The organism is Sphaerospermopsis kisseleviana CS-549, from assembly GCF_028329225.1.
Lineage (GTDB): Bacteria > Cyanobacteriota > Cyanobacteriia > Cyanobacteriales > Nostocaceae > Sphaerospermopsis > Sphaerospermopsis kisseleviana.
This window is the reverse complement of the sequence record NZ_JAQMTI010000146.1, coordinates 1-19006: the sequence shown is the minus strand read 5'-3', so window position 1 is coordinate 19006 and position 19006 is coordinate 1. Positions and strand designations below refer to the sequence as shown.

Genomic DNA, 19006 nt, shown 5'->3' with positions numbered 1-19006 from the left:
TTTTGAGCAATATGTTGACCAATATTCAGATGTTCTAGAACACCAATTCATTAATCGTAAGGGCGTTCGCGTAGCGTGCCGGAGGCATAGCATTCGGACAGAATATGAACTGGTTTCAGCGATAGGTTATCACCCGAATGCTTCGCCCCTACAAGGTAAAAACAGATTACCTAGCATTACTGAATCGACGTTCTAGGAAACATCTATGTATTATTGGTGATTTGACGGATATCATAGCATTGTTTATTTACAAACGACTAGAGTGCAGCAAAATATAAAAAAATATAAATTTATATTACAAAAATACCTATCATACTCAGATCCCCGACTTTTTTAAGAAGTTGGGGATCTAAAAGTAAAAAAAATATAAAATTTCCAAATTTAGCAGATTTGTGTGGTAATGAATTGAATCACATCCGCTAAACCGATTTTGGTTTTTAAGTTAGTGAAAATAAAGGGTTTATCTCCACGCATTTTTTTTGCATCTCTTTCCATGACGTTTAAATCTGCTCCAACGAATGGTGCAAGATCAATTTTATTAATGACTAATAAATCTGATTTAGTGATACCTGGACCACCTTTGCGGGGAATTTTATCCCCAGCAGCAACGTCTATGACATATATTGTTAAATCAACTAATTCGGGACTAAAGGTAGCGGCTAAATTATCACCACCACTTTCTAAAAAAACTAAATCTAAATCTATAAATTTTTCTTCTAGTTGTTCAATTGCAGCTAAATTCATGGAAGCATCTTCACGGATAGCAGTATGGGGACAACCTCCTGTTTCTACTCCTAAAATGCGATCGCTCTCCAATGCTTGAGAACGTACTAAAAATTGTGCATCTTCTTGAGTATAAATATCATTGGTAACAACCGCTAATTTATATTTTTCTCGCAGTGCTTTACACAAAGCATCTACTAAAGCTGTTTTTCCAGAACCTACGGGTCCTGCTACTCCTACTCGAAAAGCATTCATAAGTAATTGGTGATTGGTGATTGGTAATTGGTAATTGGTAATTAGTAAAATTATTACCTATCTTCTCTTACTGTTCCCTGTTCCCTGTTCCCTGTTCCCTGTTCCCTAGCTTCTAAATAATCTAGTATATTGGGTTTCATGCTGCATACTAGCTAGGGATAAACCCCAACTACAACAAACTAGATTATCATCTTCTAAGGTGAGAATTTCTGACATTGTAATATTTAATAATGTTTGCAACTCTAATAATAATTCTTGTCCAGCAGTTTGACCAAGGGGAATGAGTTTGACTCCAGCAGTAATTAAATTATTTGCCCAACTATGCAGATATGCTAATAATGCCGCATCAGTGTTAATTTGCCAATGAGCGCAAGCAATACCAAAGGCGATCGCATAATTGCAAGGATAACCCACTGCGGTAGCTAATGGTAAAGTTTCTGGTGCAAGTTTACTTAATAATTGGATGAGCGATCGCCCCATTTGCCAACTACTAGCGCGTAATTCTTCTGTATCTCTCACCGCAGATAACCACAAATTCCATCGTTTTAAATCTGCTAAATTTCCCATTTTTGCAGCTTCTAAACCTCTAATCATCACAGCGCCATCTATGCGAATTGACCCATAATTCAACTCAGCTTCTAACCAATTTTTTAAGCTATTACTGCTATTAATAGTACCATTTTCTACCAACATTTCCAAACCTTCAGAATAGCTATAAGCTCCCACAGGTAAAGCCGGACTAGCTAACTGTAAAATAGATAAAAAATGACTATGAGTTAGAGTGATGGTGTCCATAAGCTCCTCCATAAGCGCCTAATTCTGGTTGAAAAGGTACAACTTCTTCCTTAATTTCTAACCCTAACTTTTCTAACATCGTGCGTAAAACTGAATCGGGAGATAAGCGTAAATAATTAGGAGTAATTTCCACAGGTACATGACGATTACCCAAATGATAAGCTGCTCTTAATAAGAGTAAAGGTGTGTGTGCAACCACAGTCAAAACAGGTTCAGGTTTAGCAATAATTCTGATGAAATTGTTTTGATTTTCATCAGTGAGAAGATCATCATTATGTAAAACTGTACCTCTCGGTAAACGCAGAAAAACCTCCTTTCCATCTGTTAATGTAAATTTGTGACGGCTACGGGTGCGTTCTTCAGCGGTAAGTGGAAGAGTAAAATTAACGATAGCATTAATATCAGGAGGTTTAACTTTAGTTAAATTCAACATGATGAAAACAATAAATTATAGATATCTTGGTAAATTTTCAGAAATGATATTACAACAAAACAACAAAAATATCAATAATCTGCAAAAATAAATCCCCAACCTTTTACAGAAGTCGGGGATCTACATCCTACACCTTTGATATTTTTATCTTTTATATTTAATTTTCATCCCTAGCATGAATTTGAGCCGGGGGACTCGTCGCTTCAACTGCTGTAAATGGTTGCAGAATTCTATAAGAATGAATTGCACCTTTTGGTACAACCCAAGAACTACCTTTTTCTAGTAAAATTGTCTGACCAAAAATATCTAATTCTGCTTGTCCATCAATTACATAACCAACAGTTTCATATTCCCGTTGAGTTGGTACTTTTTCCTCACCTGGTTCTTCATTTTCCCATAGTCGCATCGAAACAGTTTTTCCCGATACCAGATACTTTTGACCAAGTTTACCTGTGGGAGAATAGGCAGAATCTACTTTTTTAACACTTGTGTCACTCATAATATTTTAGACCGCAAACAGCATGAAATTTGAAGTATTTTGAACTTTAATGAAGACAGGAGTGAGGACTCCTAACTCATCACATCTTGCTTTATCTCTTGTCTCTCAACATTCTTTCTGGTGGTATATTCTCTTGATAATAACCTGGTTTATCACCAGTAATTGGCTCTAAACTTTTGTCAATATTTGTGCGTACATCTTCTAAAAACTGTCTGGTAGATTCAGGAATAGGTTCATCAAGATTGAGTTTTTCTCTAATATTATCAGCAGTTTCTTGAAGTTGTCTTTGAGTATTTTCTAGCGGCTGCTCATTTCTGATTGCTTCTTGATCAGGAGTACCTTTATAATAAGTACCTTCTGGAGTTGTCACGGTATCAGCTTGTGCTAATAGCATAGCATTACTAGAGCTAAAAGCTTGGAAGCCAAAAAAGGCAAATACTACAAAAGAAATTACTAGCAGACGTAAAATTAGACGTTGAAAACTCTTAAAAAGACGATTCATAATTATCCTTGCTCATAGGGTTTTCCTGAATAATAAATGCTTACACCACAGCAGCACTAGAAGTAGGTTTAGGAGGCTTAATACCAGCAGCAATTCGTGAACGATATAGTTCAACTAATCGCTGTTCATATTTACCTAAATCATTGTGAATTTCTTTAAAAATTGCCGTTGCTACTGGGTCAGTATACATTGCCGACAAATGGCTAACATCACCAATACCTGTTTGTACATCACCCAATGCACAACGAATTTGATAGATATCATCACTACCAGTCAATGCAGATTTTACCTTAGCATATTGATTAGCAACATTAGCGCCAAAAGATGGTTTTTCATGTAATCTATGCAGATAAGTTTCCAGTTTTTGAATGTGACGTTGCTTATTAATTATCATTTCTTGAAACAGGTTTTTTACCTCCTGTTCAGATTCTTTTTCTAGATACTTTTCTAGAGCTTCTAAAGAATAACGTTCTCCACCTAAAGCAATATTTAAACCTTTAACAATTTCATTCTTGGTTGAACCACCCCAAGCATCAGCTAACTTCCACCATTCTGCACTTGTGTCTTTTTCATCAGGCAAATTAGCATCTTTACCACCATAACCTAAACGTTTTAAAAGTGCCGTTGTAAAAATTGCCAAGTCTCCAGGTTCACGAGATGTAATCAAATTACCATCCACAACTACAGGCTCATCTATATAATTTGCTCCTGCATTACTGATATCTTTACGAATAGCAGTAAACCCAGTTACTTGTTTACCTTTGAGTAAATCACCTTCAATTAAAACCTGTGGTCCATGACATATTGCGGCTATTAATTTACCTTGCTTCATGGCTTCCCGCACAAAGCAAACTGTGTGACAATTACGCCGCATTTTATCAGGAGCCATACCCCCAGGAATAACCACTGCTGCAAATTCATCAACTATAGCTTCTGTTGTTGTTCCATCAGCTTGTACGCTCAGTTTTCCCCTTTTACCCTTATATTTTTCATTCATCCTTGAACCCAAAACTACTACATCCATTCCCGCTTGTTTGAGTGCGTGACAAGGAATTATAAATTCTAAATCTTCTACTTCTTGTTCAACGAGAATAGCAACTTTTTTCTGACTAGAATGATGATTATTGTTGATCATTGGTTTTCTTCCCCTGGCTAATTATCAAATAAATTGATTTTTTACACTTATTCAGTTTCAGTGATTTGAGCCAGCCATCTCGAACTGTAATTGATTGTTATAGCAACAATCTGGTCTAAAACCGGGCTTCGTTCAAAGTTTTTGGAGCAGTGTCTAAATCCCTGTAAAATAGACCTCCTGCCTTCGTTATGCTGGCATTTCACTTGTTGATGAAGTGGCAAATAATTCCTCATAATCATGGGTAAAATAAGCATGAAATTTCTTGAATTTCTCTGGAGTTACCGCATTTTGTAAAACCGCAAAAACTGCCCGCACGTGCATTGCTGCTGTAGTTGGTTCTATATTTTCTTTCTGACTAGCACGCTCAATAAACTCTTGCAGATGAAAAGATTGACTAGCTTCTGTTTCTCTGCCACGTAAATATTTACCTAATTCTGGTGGTATTTGTGCAGCTAATTCTTGTGCTTCATCTTTAGGAATCAGTTCTCTCACTGTTTCTAATGTCGCACGAGTAGCAACTTCTGCTTCTTCACGGGAATTTGATTGAGCTAGACTTTGTACATGGGTAATAAACTCTGTATATTCCATTTTTTAATCTCCTCTATTTATTAAATCTGAAAATCTGAAAATAATTTCTTACCAATTACCTTACTAAACTAATTGCTAGTTATAATTGCTAATGATTTACCACCTACTAGATTAATACTTCATAGATTGCTTCACTTCGTTCTCAAGGGATATATTTTTTATAACTAAAGTTATAAATCTTTAGTTAGATAAATATATTTGGTGAAAAGTTATAATAAAAAAGTTATAATAAAAACGTTAAGCATTCAGCCATCAGCCATGTAGCTAAAATATTGAAATACAAAGAGTGAAAATAAACAGATGCAGATAAGGTTCATGAAATTACAATTTCTAAATCTTTGTTATTGCAGCAAGTAGCTATTATCATGACAAAAAAAAGAAAAAAACAGGAAAATAAAACTGATGATTTGCCACAGGGAATTACTGAATCCTATGGTACAGGCGTAAAAAACTTACCAGGATATAATATTGGTGAGCGATCGCTGTGGGAAAATAGACAAGAGTATACAGAAAACAGTCCTGAATTTCCTGCTGAATACCCTATTGCGGGTGATGAAATTGATAGTTATTGGCAAGATACGGTAGGAGATGAAGCTGTGGGTGGTACTGTTGCTACTCCTGAGAAAAATTTAACGGAGGAATTAGAAACAGCAGTAGGTTTAGAAATGAATGATTATGCTTTTCTTCGCACCAACGATATTTTAGAACATCGTGATGATGCACGTTGGGAACTAGATCCGAAATCTTCTGAAGATTATGAACAACGACGAGATGAAAATAACTCATAATCATTTAGGAGTCAGAGGAGAATTGAAAAAACGGAATTTTTGGCTTTTTCCCCTGGAAAGGTAAGGTTTTAAACCTTTAATAAAAAATTATCAATTGTCAATTTTCAACTGATAAACAGATAAACACAGAGTAAACACTATGCTTGTTACTCTGTGTTTTTTATTTTGGTGATTGGGGCAGCTGCACCCATCGTCACGCCCTTTGCTTCTTGTCTGCTAATTTAAAGCGATTTCAATTAGTCCTCATCTGTCCTGAGACTGGTTTAAATTTAGGGTTTTTTGATTAAGATTCTGCCTTTTTATAGTGTTTGCAGTCAGTGATTATTTTTTCATACAAATGCCAACATTTGTAGTCACATTTCAAGTTTTATATATCGAATTTTACCATGTAGATTTAATGACCCATACCTCATAAATTACCAGGTTTGAAAGGGAGACCTTTATTGATCTCCCCCCTTAATAAGGAATGTTGACCTCATCTCAGAAAGGGTAAAGAGTAAAGGTGTTATTACTCCTTACCCTTTCACCCTTATTTGTTACCCAAAAGTTTGAGGTTAAATTTAATTCAACTAATTCAAAGACTGATTAGATGAAATATAATCCTGTTGACAATATTCCTGAGTTGGGGTTACAGAAACCACTTCCACCTCAACAGGTTTTTCTGGTGTGGGGTTAATAATAAATTCACTAGGACCTACATGGGGTTTTTGTGGATTTCCCCAATCATAGGTATAACCTAAACCAGACCAAGGATAATATTCTTTTTTCGCATTGCTGAAAGAATTGGTGTATATTGTCTTAATTACAGGACTGCTATCTGGTACTGGTAAAGGTAAAACATTACAACTAGCATCGTCAATTTCTGGATCAATACATGGTCTGATTAAATCTTCTGCTTTTACCCACATTTCCACAAAATGGGTTTTGCTAGAATATTTGTTTAAAATCAATCCCAAATATTGCTGTAACCTTAGTGAAAGTTCAATTTTATCAGGAATATTGGCATCTATGGCTTGATATTGCTGGCAAAATTCTTTAACTTGTGGTACTGCTGTAAACCATGTTTGATAAGCCAGTTGTTTTTTTGCACCTATTGGCCAATCTACACTGGGGTTACTCACATATCTCCAAGTTGACATTAAATATTCAATTTTGCCATTATTTTCTCTCCATTTAATTCTAGGGTTACTGGGAGATAATGCCCACAGATCACTCACTACTTCATCTGCTAACGGCTGTTTTGCATCTTCAACAGCATCTGCTAATGTCTTGCTCAAAACATTATAAGTTTCTGGTTGATATTGCAATAGATACTCATAAGCATTGACAGGTAATTCTGCTTGGGCTAATTGTACATTTAGTATTTGTGTACTATTATTTGCAGCTAAAGCCCGCTGTGACCATCCGAATAATAAGAAAACACAACATAATAAGCCTAGCAAAAATCGTTGTTGCCAATTCTTCATGGTAAATAACCTAGTAGTGTTTATTGCTGTTGGAAAGTAATACTAGGTCAGATTTTATAATTATTTTTTACGAAATAACCAACGGTGTTTATTTTTTTTAACTAAAGATTTATGTATAAGTAGGTAGGCGTTGAAATTTATCGTTGTGGCAAGGCAGGAGGCAGAAGGCAGGAGGGATGAGGTTTTTAGGCATTTTACATTTTGTTACATAACTTGTTTTTTTCATGCCGACTTACTTAAATAAAACCGAAAATTTACGATTTTCTGACAAATTTCAATTCCACTTTGAATTGAGCAAAATGATTATTTTCAAATTTGTTCTAAAAACAAAGTTTTTTATCTTCTTGGTATATCTACTAGATAAAAGCTGAAAATTGAAATTGGATTATACGAATTTTTACTGAAACCATTTAATCTAAGTCGAACCATATAGTTGTATTTTACACATTTATGCCGATAATTTACTCAAATAATTTCCCTAGATGTGTTGCGAGAATTGATACGTGGGTTAAAACGTCGAATCAAAAGAACAAATGAAGAGGTTTAAAAGCTGCTTAAGATTCCTATATAATGACTGGTAAACCTTTCTGCTTTCACGTCTAGGATTGTTTCACCATGCAAGTAGTTTTTAACTCTAATTTGAATTATCAAATTTTCAGCCTCTATCCTCAACAGGATCAATGGGGCTAAACAATTGATTAACGAACAGGGTATACTGTCAAGGAATGATAGTTATAACGGAAACTTAACATAATAAATTTTCTAGACCAATTCAACCTTCGTCAACACTAAATCATAGTATATCAAATAAAGTTATGTCAGCGCAAAACCCCAATGCTGAAGAGACAATGGATTTGAATTTTGGTGTTAACCACCAAGGAACATATCAGGTACAAACACACTCTTCACCTGTAGTTAGTCTGGCTACCAGAAAAGGAACGATTTCCCAGTTTCTTGCTCCCTTAACCCAGGATACTTTTAAACAAGTAGTTCAGGAAGTTGAGCATAAATTGAAAATTGTTAACGAAACCTTATCCATGTTGGATTATAAAGGTTTTGAAACAATTCTTCCAGAAATGCTGCATTCAATTACCTTGAAAACAGGGGAATTACTAGGAGCAGATCGGACAACGATATTTTTATTAGATGAAGAAAAACAACAACTCTGGTCTATTTTAGCAGAAGGGGAAGGAAAGCGACCATTAGAAATTAGAATTCCAGCGGATAAAGGTATTGCCGGGGAAGTGGCAACTTTTAAGCGAGTCATCAATATTCCCTATGATTTTTATAACGATGTGCGGTCAAAATTTGCTCAAGAACAAGACAAGAGAAATGGCTACCGCACTTACACAATGTTAGCTTTACCGCTATTAAATGAAAATGCAGAATTAGTAGCGGTAGTGCAGTTATTAAATAAATTAAAATACCTACACAATCCCGATGATCCTCTGAAAGAACGCATTGATAAAAAGGGGTTTACCAGTGCAGATGAAAAATTATTTCAAGATTTTGCGCCGTCAATTCGCCTGATTTTAGAGTCGTCTCGCTCTTTTTATATTGCTACTCAAAAACAAAGAGCCGCAGCAGCTTTGATGAAAGCGATTAAGTCTTTAAGTCACAGTAGTTTAGATTTAAAAGATACCCTAAAACGGGTAATGGATGAAGCTAAAGAATTGATGAATGCTGATCGCAGTACCCTGTGGTTGATAGATGGCGATCGCCAGGAATTATGGACAACAATTACTCAAGATAACGGTACAACTAAAGAATTACGAGTACCCATAGGTAAAGGCTTTGCTGGGATCGTTGCTGCATCTGGAAAAACCTTAAATATTCCCTTTGATTTATATAAACATCCAGATTCACAAACTGCCCAAAAAATAGATCAAGAAAATGGCTATCGCACTTGTAGTCTGTTGTGTATGCCAGTATTTAACAGTGATCAAAAATTAATTGGTGTTACTCAATTAGTAAATAAAAAGAAAGGAGGAGATTTTGCACCTTATAATCCCTCCCTTTGGCCTCAACCTCCTGAATGCTTCCAAGCTAGTTTTGACGGCAATGATGAAGTATTCATGGAAGCTTTTAATATTCAAGCAGGTGTAGCATTGCAAAATGCCCAATTGTTTGCCAAAGTCAAACAGCAAGAAAAAATGCAGCGGGATATTTTGCGGAGTCTTTCTAATGGTGTAATTTCCTCGGATAAGTCTGGATATATTATCACTGCTAATGAAAGTGCTAAACGTTTACTAGGTTATTCTACAGAGGCGCGTTTAGAGGGGAAATTAGTTAGTGATGTTATCAATATTAAAGACGGAGATTTTAGCCAATGGTTTGCAGATGCTTTAGCTGCAAATGATGTCAAAGATACCCAGCAGTATTATCCAGATCGTACACTTCTAACTACTACCCAAGAACAGCACAGCATTAATTTATCACTCAACACTATTGCTGATGCGAATGACGAAAATAAAGTGTGTGGCGCACTGGTGGTAATGGATGATATCAGCGATGAAAAGCGTCTGAAAAGCACCATGTACCGTTACATGACTCAGGAGTTGGCAGAAGAATTACTCAAATTAGATGATGCTAAATTAGGAGGCGATCGCAAAGAAGTTACTATCTTATTCTCGGATATTCGTGGCTATACCACCCTCACAGAAAATATGCAAGCTGAGGAAGTGGTAAGTATGCTTAATGAATATTTTGAATCAATGGTAGAAGCTGTATTTAGACATAAAGGCACTCTCGATAAATATATCGGTGATGCCATTATGGCTGTATTTGGTTCTCCCTTACCTTTAGAAAAACACGCCCGTATGGCAGTCGAAACTTCTCTAGAAATGCGCTATCGTTTGCAGGAATTAAATCAACGTCGAGAAGCCTTAAATCAATCAAAAATCAAAATCGGCATCGGCATTAATTCTGATACTGTAATTAGTGGTAATATCGGTTCTAGTAAGCGGATGGAATTTACCGCTATTGGTGATGGTGTCAATCTTGGTTCTCGATTAGAAAGTATTAGCAAACAATATGGTTGCGATATTATCATCAGCGACAATACCTTTAACTTCTGTCATGATGATATTTGGGCAAGGGAACTAGATTTAATTCGTGTTAAAGGCAGAAATGAGCCTGTATCTATCTATGAGTTGATCGGAATGCGTTCTGATTCTATTAACAGTGCCAAACAAGAACTAATTGAACATTATCAGAAAGGAAGAGAGTATTATCTGCAACGTCAGTTTTCACTGGCTCAAATGGAATTTGTGAAAGCTTTAACTGCTGATAATAATGATAAAGCTTCAATGTTATATCTGAGTCGTTGTCAACATTGGCTACAAACACCTCCCACAGATACAACTTGGGATGCTGGTGTTTGGACTTTTCATGAAAAATAAAAGTCAGCCATCAGCTATTCAGGAGAAAGAATTAGTTTTTCTCCCTATCTCCCCAGTCCCCAGTTCCCAGTCATGAGAAGGAAATAATATTGTCTACTATCTTAAAGCTGATAGCTGATAGCTGAATACTTACGATTTATCTTCACCAGATTTAGCACAAGTTTTTGTTTTTTAATTCTTCTTATTATTTGGTAATAAAACTTAAAAAAACAACAAAAATTAATTCAAAAAACATTATAAAAATGTTGCATATAGTCTTGTTTGTAACAGTTAATTTATATTTGTTGTCAAAGTGGTTTTCTTAGTTAGAAACTAGAAATAGATTTAACCAAGCAATTATTGTTATGAACACTATTTCTAACCTGCAATTAAAACGCTCAACTTGGCAAACCGCCACTCTGTTGACCTTGGGCTTTTGGCTCAGTTCTAGTCTAGTATTAGATTGGGTAATTATGCCTAGTCTTTACATTACTGGCATGATGAAGGAAGCGAATTTTACCACTGCTGGATATGCAATTTTTTGGAATTTTAACCGCTTAGAATTACTAGCTGCTGCTGTTGTCTTGACATCTGTGCTGGTTATTTGCAAGACTAAATCTAATTGGTGTTTGGGAAGTATATTTTTATCTTGCTTGCTGTTAACAATAGCTTTGCTGGATACCTATTTTCTAACTCCGCAAATGTGCGCTTTGGGTAGTGATTTAAGTCTATTTGCTAGTGCAGGTGGTGTTCCCTACAGTATGAATTTACTGCATGGTAGTTACTTTATGCTGGAAGTTTTGAAAGTATTAGCGTCTGGGGTGCTGTTAAATCGTTGTTGGAAAGAAGCTTAGAGGTTGTTTGAAAAGTCTCTCATGGGGTATCAAATATTTTTACCGGGATCTAGTCTAAGTGGACTCGTTGAATCAAAAATCTGCGCTCCTTTATGACCATTGGGTTAAATTTACTCATTAGCATCTCCATAAGCGTAGCCTAAAACTGTTGGGGACAATTCATGAATTGTCCCTAAATTCATTTCACCAGATGTCAATTGATAATTTTCCTGACTAATTCTAACCATTAGACTTGTCCAGAAAAGAAATTATGGAACTTATTTATGCGGGCAGGTCGAAGCTTATGGGATATCTAGATGTCTGATTTTTCCGTCAAATTATCGCCCATAAGCTTCGCCCCTACAACTTATGACAAATTAATACATTCTATTTTGGAGAGGTCTATTGATTACCAATTTCTGTTAATTGTTTATCTGCTTCTTTCTTGGATATATCTTCATCAGTAGTAGTAAAATTATTCAAATTTTTTACTTCTATTTATTAGTCTAGGTTATAATTTTTGTCTTGAGTATCTTTTTTTAGTTATCTGTTGACTCCTCTGGGTGGTGTTCATTCTTATTGCTCCTTATTGAGAATGGGGTTTAATGACGTTTTTGGTGATTTACTATTTCTCAAATGCCTTTTTTCAATCTCTATGTTTATTTTTATGCTTACTTATATTCTTTTTCCCCGTGTTTTCTCTCTATGACAGTTGAGGGTGCGGAATGTGGATTATAACTGCCATACCAAAATACTAGCATTATACTGGCATTTTTTTCCTGTACTCTGGTCTCTTGAATTTTCTAATTCCTAACTTTTCATGCTCTTAAACCGTTCTTTTGCCCCTTCAAAAGCCTCTTGCATGACATTTTGAATTTTTTGAGGATCTGGCTTTTTTCCACCCATTAAATCCCCAAAATACACACAAGCAGCTTCACCTAAAGACCATGTATAAGCACCCGCCCAAGATGCCGCAATAACAGTACCCAAACCAGGGACAAATTTAATTAATTCCCGTGCCACTGCTTGAGCTAAAAAACCACCAGCAATGGTACTTACAATACCCCCAGCTTGAGATGGTGTCAATGTCTGACCATATAATTTACCCAATAATCCCACCATTGAAACTTGTAAAGCTGTTAAAACTGGCATAGTTGCAAAAGGTAAAGGTACAGCAGCTAAAGTACCTGCCATAATGGAAAAAGGTAAAATATATCTTCTAGCAGCATCACGATAAATATTACTTAATTCCTTACCTGCTTGTTTATCTAACAATTGATAAATAGCTTTTGATTCAGCTTCCGGTAAAAGTTCAGCTAAATTATCTCGCAGTGCTTCTAAACCATAAAATACTGGAGTATAACCATCTGCTTCTAAAGTAAAATCAATCAAAACTGCCCGATCATATAAACCAGTAAAATTATTTTTAATTTCTGTAAAAGCCCGGTTTAATTCCTCAAATTCTGGGGGATAATGGGGATGATTTTCTATTTCGTTGGGATAAATTTCATGCAAACAAGTTACCGCTAACAAACAGGGAATATTGGGATATTGTTGGCGTAATTTTTGGGCAATATTTCGCAGAGTATCCGTAGCAAAATCATTAATTTTCACAGTCAAAAGGAAAACCCTAGCACCATTAATTTCGGTTTTTAAATCAGTGATTAACTCTTGAATAATAGTTTCCGTATCTTTATTAACATCACCCAAACCCACCGTATCAGTAAATACAATTAAAGGTAAATCATCAGCAGGATAAGCATAACGTTGGGTATTTTGAGTATGGGGACGAAAACCCTGGCCAATAATTTCCGCAGAAACCCCGGTTAAACCGCGAACAATAGAACTTTTACCAGTTTGGGGTTTTCCTATTAATAAAGCTTCTGTAGTCGGTAGTTGAGTGCGGATAGTTGCTAAAATTTCTGCAACTTGGGCATCATTGACACTAAACCATTGTCCTATATTTTGTTTTACTTGTTGTTTTACTTGGTCTACTGGTAGGAGTTGGGTTAATTTAGCAGTAGTTTTACTGACAACACCAACAATGCGATTTTGCCAAGAATCATTTTCTGACTTGGGTTTTGGTGCATCCGTTGGTGTGTTGGATGAGTCTGGGTTGGGTTGTTCAGTCATGGGTGTAATTTTAATAGGCCACCATTCCTAGTATAACTGGTTCATTAAAGAGTACGGTTTCATCCAAAACAACAATATCAGGTCTACGGGCAGTAATAGCGTCAGCAAAGGGGCGAATTAGGCAAGTGCGGGGAATAAACCAAGGTAGTTGGGCATTAGTAATAGCAATACCGATTTTAGTCGCTAGTTTGCCACTGACGGTTTCATGAAGTCCAGTAGGTTCCATATCAATTAGTTCTCCGTCAGCCAACTCATAGCGCGGATTATCGCTATATTTGTCCAGAAAATCCTCAAAGGTAAGAAGTTTTGATGGTACATAAGTCATGGGACTTTTCCTTTTTACAGTATATTTCATGTCAATGAGGTACAAACTGAAACCATAAAACCCTTGTGTAACAGGCATCCTGCCTGTTAATCCTGTACCGCATAACTCAGGAAACTGCTGTATCAATCCTCTTGTGGGCAATCATCCCACAAAGTAGTAATTTCTCGCAAACTCTGATGAGTACCATTACCCAAAATCAAATGATCCAATAGAGGAATATTTAAAAGTTGCGCCCCTGATAATAATTGCCGAGTTAATTCTATATCTGCTTCACTAGGTTCTAGATTACCAGAAGGATGATTATGGGCCACTATCATCCGTGTAGCACCATGTCGAATAACTTCCCGAAAAATATCACGGGGAGAAGCTAAAGTTTCGGTTGCAGTACCAATAGTAATTATTTTTGTCCCCAAAAACCGGTTTTTCACATCTAACAATAAGACTGCAAACCGTTCTTGACTTTGCCACATTAAGTCTTGACTCAGGGTAGCTGCTGCTGCTAAAGGACTATCAATAACTGCACCCTCCGCAGGACGGGATAAAAAAACCCGTTTACCTAATTCTATCGCTGCCAGAATTGATGTAGCTTTTGCAGAACCCACACCATGAATTTCCATTAACTCTGCGGGGGTAACATCCCGTAAAGCAGCTAAAGGATCTCTTTGATCTTTTCCTAACTCTTGTAACATAAGTTGCCCTAAACCGACAGCAGACAGTTTACCCGGTCCTTGTCCAGTTCCTAGCAGAATAGCAATTAATTCCGCAGTGGCTAATATTTTCGCTCCATGAGTCATCAATCTTTCACGGGGACGCTCATTTTCAGGTAGGTCGGCAATTCTGAGGCAGTATGTCATATACAAACCAAGGGATTATGCACCAAGATGGAACTATATTTTATTTATCCCTTTTTCAAGCTCAAAATTATATCTGGGGGGGAAAATATTTGTTAAGGAGTCAGGAGTTCAGGAGATGGGGAGTTCAGGAGATGGGGATGTGGGGAGAAAAAGATTTTTCCCAGTCACCAGTCACCAGTCACCAGTCACCAGTCACCAGTCACCAGTCACCAGTCACCAGTCACCAGTCACCTACCCACTAACAGCTTCTTGATAAATTATCTCTTGAAACTGAATGATGTCTTTTTGAGGATCAGCAATGCTGACTTTTACTAATACTTGTTCACCTAAACTTACAGAACGCCTAAAAACCATTGGTAACTGTAAACCCAAGTCTTCTAAGAGAATTAATGCTAAGTTGCTATCTTCCCGTAACCACATCAAAATTGTGACTTGCCATATTTCTTCAGGATTACGACGTAAATATTCTAAAGCATAATACCTGTTGGTTTGCCGTTCTACCATTGTTAGTTCTTGGGTGGTAGTGCTGACTGTCATCATCACTTCTTTGAGTTGTTCAGCAGAAAATGGCAAATCTTCACCCCGTAAATGTGCTTTCAGTTGAAAGTGGGTAAGTAAGTCGCTGTAACGACGGATGGGGGAAGTTGCTTGAGTGTAAGTATCTAAGCCTAAACCGGCATGACGTACTGGGGTAATACTCATTTCACTTTTAGGCATACAGCGACGCAGGGCGCAAAAACGAACGAAACCGGCGGGAAGCTGTAAGAGTTCTTCTTCTGGGGGGAGTTCTGGTTGGGGTTGTCCGCGAAATGGTAGGGGGATGTTATGGGTTTGACCATAACGTGCTGCTACTTCCCCAGCAAGGATCATCATTTCTGCTACTAACTGCCGAGATGGAGAATCATCTAATATATCAATGCTGATATCATCGTCTTTGACTTTGATCATTGCTTCGGGCATATTGATGCTGATCGCGCCTTGGTTATATCGCCAGGTTTTCCGCTTTTGTGCCAAATTGGCGATCGCCTCTATTTCTGGTTCTGCTTGTACTCCCAACTCCAGCATTTCATCTACATCTTCGTAGGTGAGGCGATAGGTAGGTTTGATTAAAGTGGGATGGATAGTATAGTCTTCAACTGCGCCGCTTTCATCTAAAACTACACCAAAGCTGAGAGCGCAACAAATTTTCCCCTGTACCAAACTCATTGGACCTGTAGCTAAGACTTCGGGGAACATAGGTATCATTCCCGTAGGTAAGTAAACTGTACTACCCCGTTTTCTCGCTTCTAAATCTAATTCATCTTCTGGCATTAACCAGCGAGTAGGATCAGCAATATGCACCCAAAGCCGTTGTCGTCCATCGGCGAGATTTTCACAACTTAAACCGTCGTCTATTTCTGTGGTACTTTCATCATCAATAGTGTATACCTTGAGATGTGTTAAATCCAGACGATTGGTGTCTAAGTCTGCTGGTGGAAAATCCAAATGTTGTTGCGCCACTTCTAATACCTTACTAGGGAACTGAACGGGAATTGAAGAACGACGCAGGAACAGGTTTTCATGGGGACTCCACCAACCCAAGTCGATCAATAGTTGCAGGGCTGCTTGGGGAGTTGCAGAACGTCCCAGCATATTCATGGTTTCTAATACTGGGGCTGGGGGTGGATAATTCCGTACCAAGGACTCCGCATTTATCCCCATTCGCACAATATCCGCCACGAAAGTCGCATATTTTTCTAATGCTTCCAAACGCTGGCGGTCTGGTTTTTGCCATTCTACGCTTTCGCCTTGGAGTGCCTGTTCTACACGCGCTAGAAATTCCTGCTGTCCCTTGGCTTTTTGCGCTTCTACTTCTATTTGGTGTTTCCGTTCTGCTACTTGTGCGGCGCTACGTGGTTCGTAAACATCGCCTTTTTGCTTGAAATACATTTTATCATCGGATAACAAGAAATGGGCGGCGTAACAGTGCTGTGGTTCTGATTCTGAAAACAGCAAATTTGCCATTTGACTGGGAGTGACTGTTTCCCCGTCTTCCACCAATATTTCCCAAGCTATTTCTAAACTAGATGGATCTAGATAGGTTTGAACTTGACTTAAAAAGCTGGGAATATCAGCAGGTTTATAAGTTTGTCCATTAACTGTATAGGTTAGTTGTCGCGGCGCGAGGCTGTGGGATTGACCTCGTTCATCTACCACAAACCAACGGGTCTTTCCGTCTGGACGATCTACCACTCCCAGACGGCGATCGCCTTGAACCCTAAATTCAACTAGCGTCCCCTTCTCCACAACTCTCGCACTCTTTTACTAATTTTAGATTTTAGATTTTAGATTTTGGATTTGTTTTAGGTTGTTAATGGGTAATTGGTAATGGGTAATTGGTAAACACTCTTTGCTGTCACCTGTTCCCTGTTCCCTGTTCCCTGTTCCCTATTTCCTATCACCCAAATCCCAGGATTGGAAATCTCGAAGCATATTATACACTCCTTTGGCTGGAAGCGAAATTTTAGATTTTGGACTGAAAGTAAACGTTTCATTGTTATTACCAACGTTACTTTTGTTGGATTTTTACAGCAGATTACAGATAAATCTGGTACACAGTCTCACTTGAAACCTAGACAGAAAGAGAGTTTTACTTCTGATTTCTGACTCTTGTAATGGCGAAGCATTCGGACGACCAGTTATCAATTTTTGTCCAAAGTAAGGGCGAAGCATTTGGGCGAACAATCATCAATTTCACCGTTTCTTTTCCGAATGCTGCGCCCTTACGACTCCTGACTTCTGCTCTAAAATCCTTTCATCCAAAATCCAAAATTTTTTTAGCCTTCGGCGTTGATAAATGGCAATAAAGCCACAATTCGAGCGCGTTTAATCGCTAATGTTAATTGCCGTTGTTGTTGTGATGTTAACCCAGTAATGCGTCTGGGTAGAATTTTACCACGTTCAGTAATAAATTTACGTAGTAAATCAACATCTTTATAATCAATTGGTTCTCCTGGCTTAATTGGCGACAGGCGACGACGATAATAGCTCATCTCTTACTTAATTTCCTTGTGAACAGTGTGTTTGTTACAGTGGGGGCAGAACTTTTTCAGTTCTAAACGGTTGGTGGTGTTCCGGCGGTTTTTGGTGCTGGTATAGCGAGAAACGCCTGGAGAACGCTTGTCTGGGTTGGTTCGACACTCGGTGCATTCTAGTGTCACTATTATGCGGGCACCTTTACTCTTAGCCATAATTTTACAAACAGTAAAGCCGGGAGAGATTTAACACAAATGACTATCTTCTCACATTTCGCTGCACTTTTTCAACTAATCGCTTAATTTTTAGCTTAATTTTTAAATCCAGCGAATAGCCACGCCGTGAGGAAACAATTATAGTTCTAGCATAGCGGTCATGGAAAGCCTGTTGCATCTGAGGATCTGACAAGGCTGCACCACAGTCAATGACTAGGGGAAGTATTAGCAGTATAGCAGTGGGATTAGCTATTATATTCGTTAAGCAAATGGAAACCAATAAACAGCTACCGCCAATAATCGCTTCACGCTGTAATAATGCTTGTAATTCGGGTATTCTGCTTACGGGTTGTCCGTTTTCTATTTCTAACACTTTTAAATTTACTGCCCATCGTCCTAAACTTTGCCCCTGATTGTTGTAAACTATGATGACCCGTAGAATTAACCAAGCAAGGATAAAAACGAAAATTTGGATAAATTGAATACCTAGATTATTTGTTCCTAAAAGAGAACTAACTAACCATGCTCCTGTAAAATCTATTCCTAATGCCATCCCCCGGCGGATAATTTCTGGCTTGGGATAGTGTTTTTGTGGTGTTTTAATGATAGTCATAAAGATTTGGGAATTATAAATAGATATTTGCTATAATTCAATTATTATGTAAATAATTTTAGTTTTAAAAATTTTCTAGGGTGAGATAATGCAAATCAGCATTTCCGAGTTTTCATGACTCGCAGGGAGAAATTAATTATGGCTTGCTGAATAAACTGCAAAAATACACAAATAAATGGATTGAGGCTTTTTAAAGTCAAAGAAGTGCAAGTTTTTTGAAAATCTGAGGAGGAAAACCTTGCACTTTGTTGGTTTTTACCTCGTTGCCAAATACAAAAAACTCCTTGATATCCTTGAACTCCTTAATCTTCACTAGGACTTACGCAACTGGCACAAGCGATGGTGCGGCTACGCTGCACCGAGCGCCTAAAGACTAAACCATTGACATAGCAATATCTGGACGTTTTAGTTGTCCTATTAAATAATTAGAAAGCAAATTATGCTTAATTTGATA

18 protein-coding genes and 1 pseudogene are annotated in these 19006 nt (G+C 37.4%); 4 read left to right on the top strand and 15 right to left on the bottom strand.

Features of this window, described 5'->3' with window-relative positions; genetic code table 11:
• Window positions 1–381: 381 nt before the first annotated feature.
• The 7 genes from ureG to PN497_RS12015 all read right to left on the bottom strand — a co-directional run bounded on the left by ureG (window position 382) and on the right by PN497_RS12015 (window position 4930).
• Window positions 382–978: an urease accessory protein UreG gene (gene ureG / locus PN497_RS12045; RefSeq protein WP_096572392.1), complete on the bottom strand. Its 597-nt coding sequence runs from the start codon at window positions 976–978 to the stop codon at window positions 382–384.
• Window positions 979–1083: 105 nt separating this feature from the next.
• A complete protein-coding gene (locus tag PN497_RS12040) occupies window positions 1084–1773 on the bottom strand; it encodes an urease accessory protein UreF (RefSeq protein WP_096572393.1) in 690 nt (229 codons plus the stop codon).
• On the bottom strand, window positions 1748–2206 hold the full coding sequence (gene ureE, locus PN497_RS12035) for an urease accessory protein UreE (protein WP_096572394.1): 459 nt from the start codon (window positions 2204–2206) through the stop codon (window positions 1748–1750). The genes PN497_RS12040 and ureE overlap by 26 nt, the downstream gene beginning before the upstream one ends.
• 157 nt (window positions 2207–2363) lie before the next feature.
• Complete coding sequence (locus PN497_RS12030; RefSeq protein ID WP_096572395.1) at window positions 2364–2705, bottom strand: cupin domain-containing protein; 342 nt, start codon at window positions 2703–2705, stop codon at window positions 2364–2366.
• A gap of 91 nt (window positions 2706–2796) precedes the next feature.
• Window positions 2797–3207: a hypothetical protein gene (locus PN497_RS12025; RefSeq protein ID WP_096572396.1), complete on the bottom strand. Its 411-nt coding sequence runs from the start codon at window positions 3205–3207 to the stop codon at window positions 2797–2799.
• Window positions 3208–3247: 40 nt separating this feature from the next.
• A complete protein-coding gene (locus PN497_RS12020) occupies window positions 3248–4342 on the bottom strand; it encodes a DJ-1/PfpI/YhbO family deglycase/protease (RefSeq protein WP_096572397.1) in 1095 nt (364 codons plus the stop codon).
• Between the two features lie 186 nt (window positions 4343–4528).
• Window positions 4529–4930, bottom strand: a complete 402-nt coding sequence (locus PN497_RS12015) for a DUF2267 domain-containing protein (RefSeq protein WP_096572398.1) — start codon at window positions 4928–4930, stop codon at window positions 4529–4531.
• A 365-nt stretch (window positions 4931–5295) separates the two neighbouring features.
• Here PN497_RS12015 and PN497_RS12010 point away from each other — a divergent pair, with 365 nt between their 5' ends.
• A complete protein-coding gene (locus tag PN497_RS12010) occupies window positions 5296–5718 on the top strand; it encodes a DUF6335 family protein (RefSeq protein WP_096572399.1) in 423 nt (140 codons plus the stop codon).
• Window positions 5719–6287: 569 nt separating this feature from the next.
• On the opposite strand, the gene PN497_RS12005 is transcribed toward PN497_RS12010, so the two are convergent.
• Complete coding sequence (locus tag PN497_RS12005) at window positions 6288–7184, bottom strand: hypothetical protein (protein ID WP_096572400.1); 897 nt, start codon at window positions 7182–7184, stop codon at window positions 6288–6290.
• Window positions 7185–7999: 815 nt separating this feature from the next.
• Between PN497_RS12005 and PN497_RS12000 the strand changes: the two genes are divergently transcribed.
• A complete protein-coding gene (locus PN497_RS12000) occupies window positions 8000–10585 on the top strand; it encodes a GAF domain-containing protein (protein WP_096572401.1) in 2586 nt (861 codons plus the stop codon).
• A 344-nt stretch (window positions 10586–10929) separates the two neighbouring features.
• Window positions 10930–11418 carry a hypothetical protein gene (locus PN497_RS11995; protein ID WP_096572402.1) on the top strand — a complete coding sequence of 163 codons (489 nt, stop codon included), beginning with the start codon at window positions 10930–10932 and terminating at the stop codon, window positions 11416–11418.
• 789 nt (window positions 11419–12207) lie between these two features.
• On the opposite strand, the gene PN497_RS11990 is transcribed toward PN497_RS11995, so the two are convergent.
• The 3 genes and pseudogenes from PN497_RS11990 to radC form a co-directional block, all read right to left on the bottom strand.
• Window positions 12208–13530, bottom strand: coding sequence for a YcjF family protein (locus PN497_RS11990; protein WP_096572404.1), 1323 nt, complete (start codon window positions 13528–13530; stop codon window positions 12208–12210).
• Between the two features lie 34 nt (window positions 13531–13564).
• Window positions 13565–13855 (bottom strand): annotated as a pseudogene (locus tag PN497_RS11985) (Uma2 family endonuclease); the annotation flags it as partial.
• A 122-nt stretch (window positions 13856–13977) separates the two neighbouring features.
• Window positions 13978–14709: a RadC family protein gene (radC, locus tag PN497_RS11980; RefSeq protein ID WP_096572405.1), complete on the bottom strand. Its 732-nt coding sequence runs from the start codon at window positions 14707–14709 to the stop codon at window positions 13978–13980.
• Here radC and PN497_RS11975 point away from each other — a divergent pair.
• Entirely contained in the window at window positions 14703–14951 is a 249-nt protein-coding gene (locus PN497_RS11975) for a hypothetical protein (RefSeq protein ID WP_096572406.1), read from the top strand. The two genes, radC and PN497_RS11975, sit on opposite strands and share 7 nt — an antisense overlap.
• Here PN497_RS11975 and PN497_RS11970 read toward each other — a convergent pair.
• The 4 genes from PN497_RS11970 to PN497_RS11955 form a co-directional block, all read right to left on the bottom strand.
• Window positions 14941–16995 (bottom strand): ribonuclease catalytic domain-containing protein, encoded by a 2055-nt coding sequence (locus PN497_RS11970; RefSeq protein WP_096572407.1) that lies wholly within the window; start codon window positions 16993–16995, stop codon window positions 14941–14943. The two genes, PN497_RS11975 and PN497_RS11970, sit on opposite strands and share 11 nt — an antisense overlap.
• A gap of 530 nt (window positions 16996–17525) precedes the next feature.
• Window positions 17526–17741 carry a 30S ribosomal protein S18 gene (gene rpsR, locus PN497_RS11965; protein ID WP_096572408.1) on the bottom strand — a complete coding sequence of 72 codons (216 nt, stop codon included), beginning with the start codon at window positions 17739–17741 and terminating at the stop codon, window positions 17526–17528.
• A 3-nt stretch (window positions 17742–17744) separates the two neighbouring features.
• Window positions 17745–17939, bottom strand: coding sequence for a 50S ribosomal protein L33 (gene rpmG, locus PN497_RS11960; protein ID WP_096572409.1), 195 nt, complete (start codon window positions 17937–17939; stop codon window positions 17745–17747).
• Between the two features lie 43 nt (window positions 17940–17982).
• Complete coding sequence (locus PN497_RS11955; protein WP_096572410.1) at window positions 17983–18552, bottom strand: RDD family protein; 570 nt, start codon at window positions 18550–18552, stop codon at window positions 17983–17985.
• Window positions 18553–19006 lie beyond the last annotated feature (454 nt).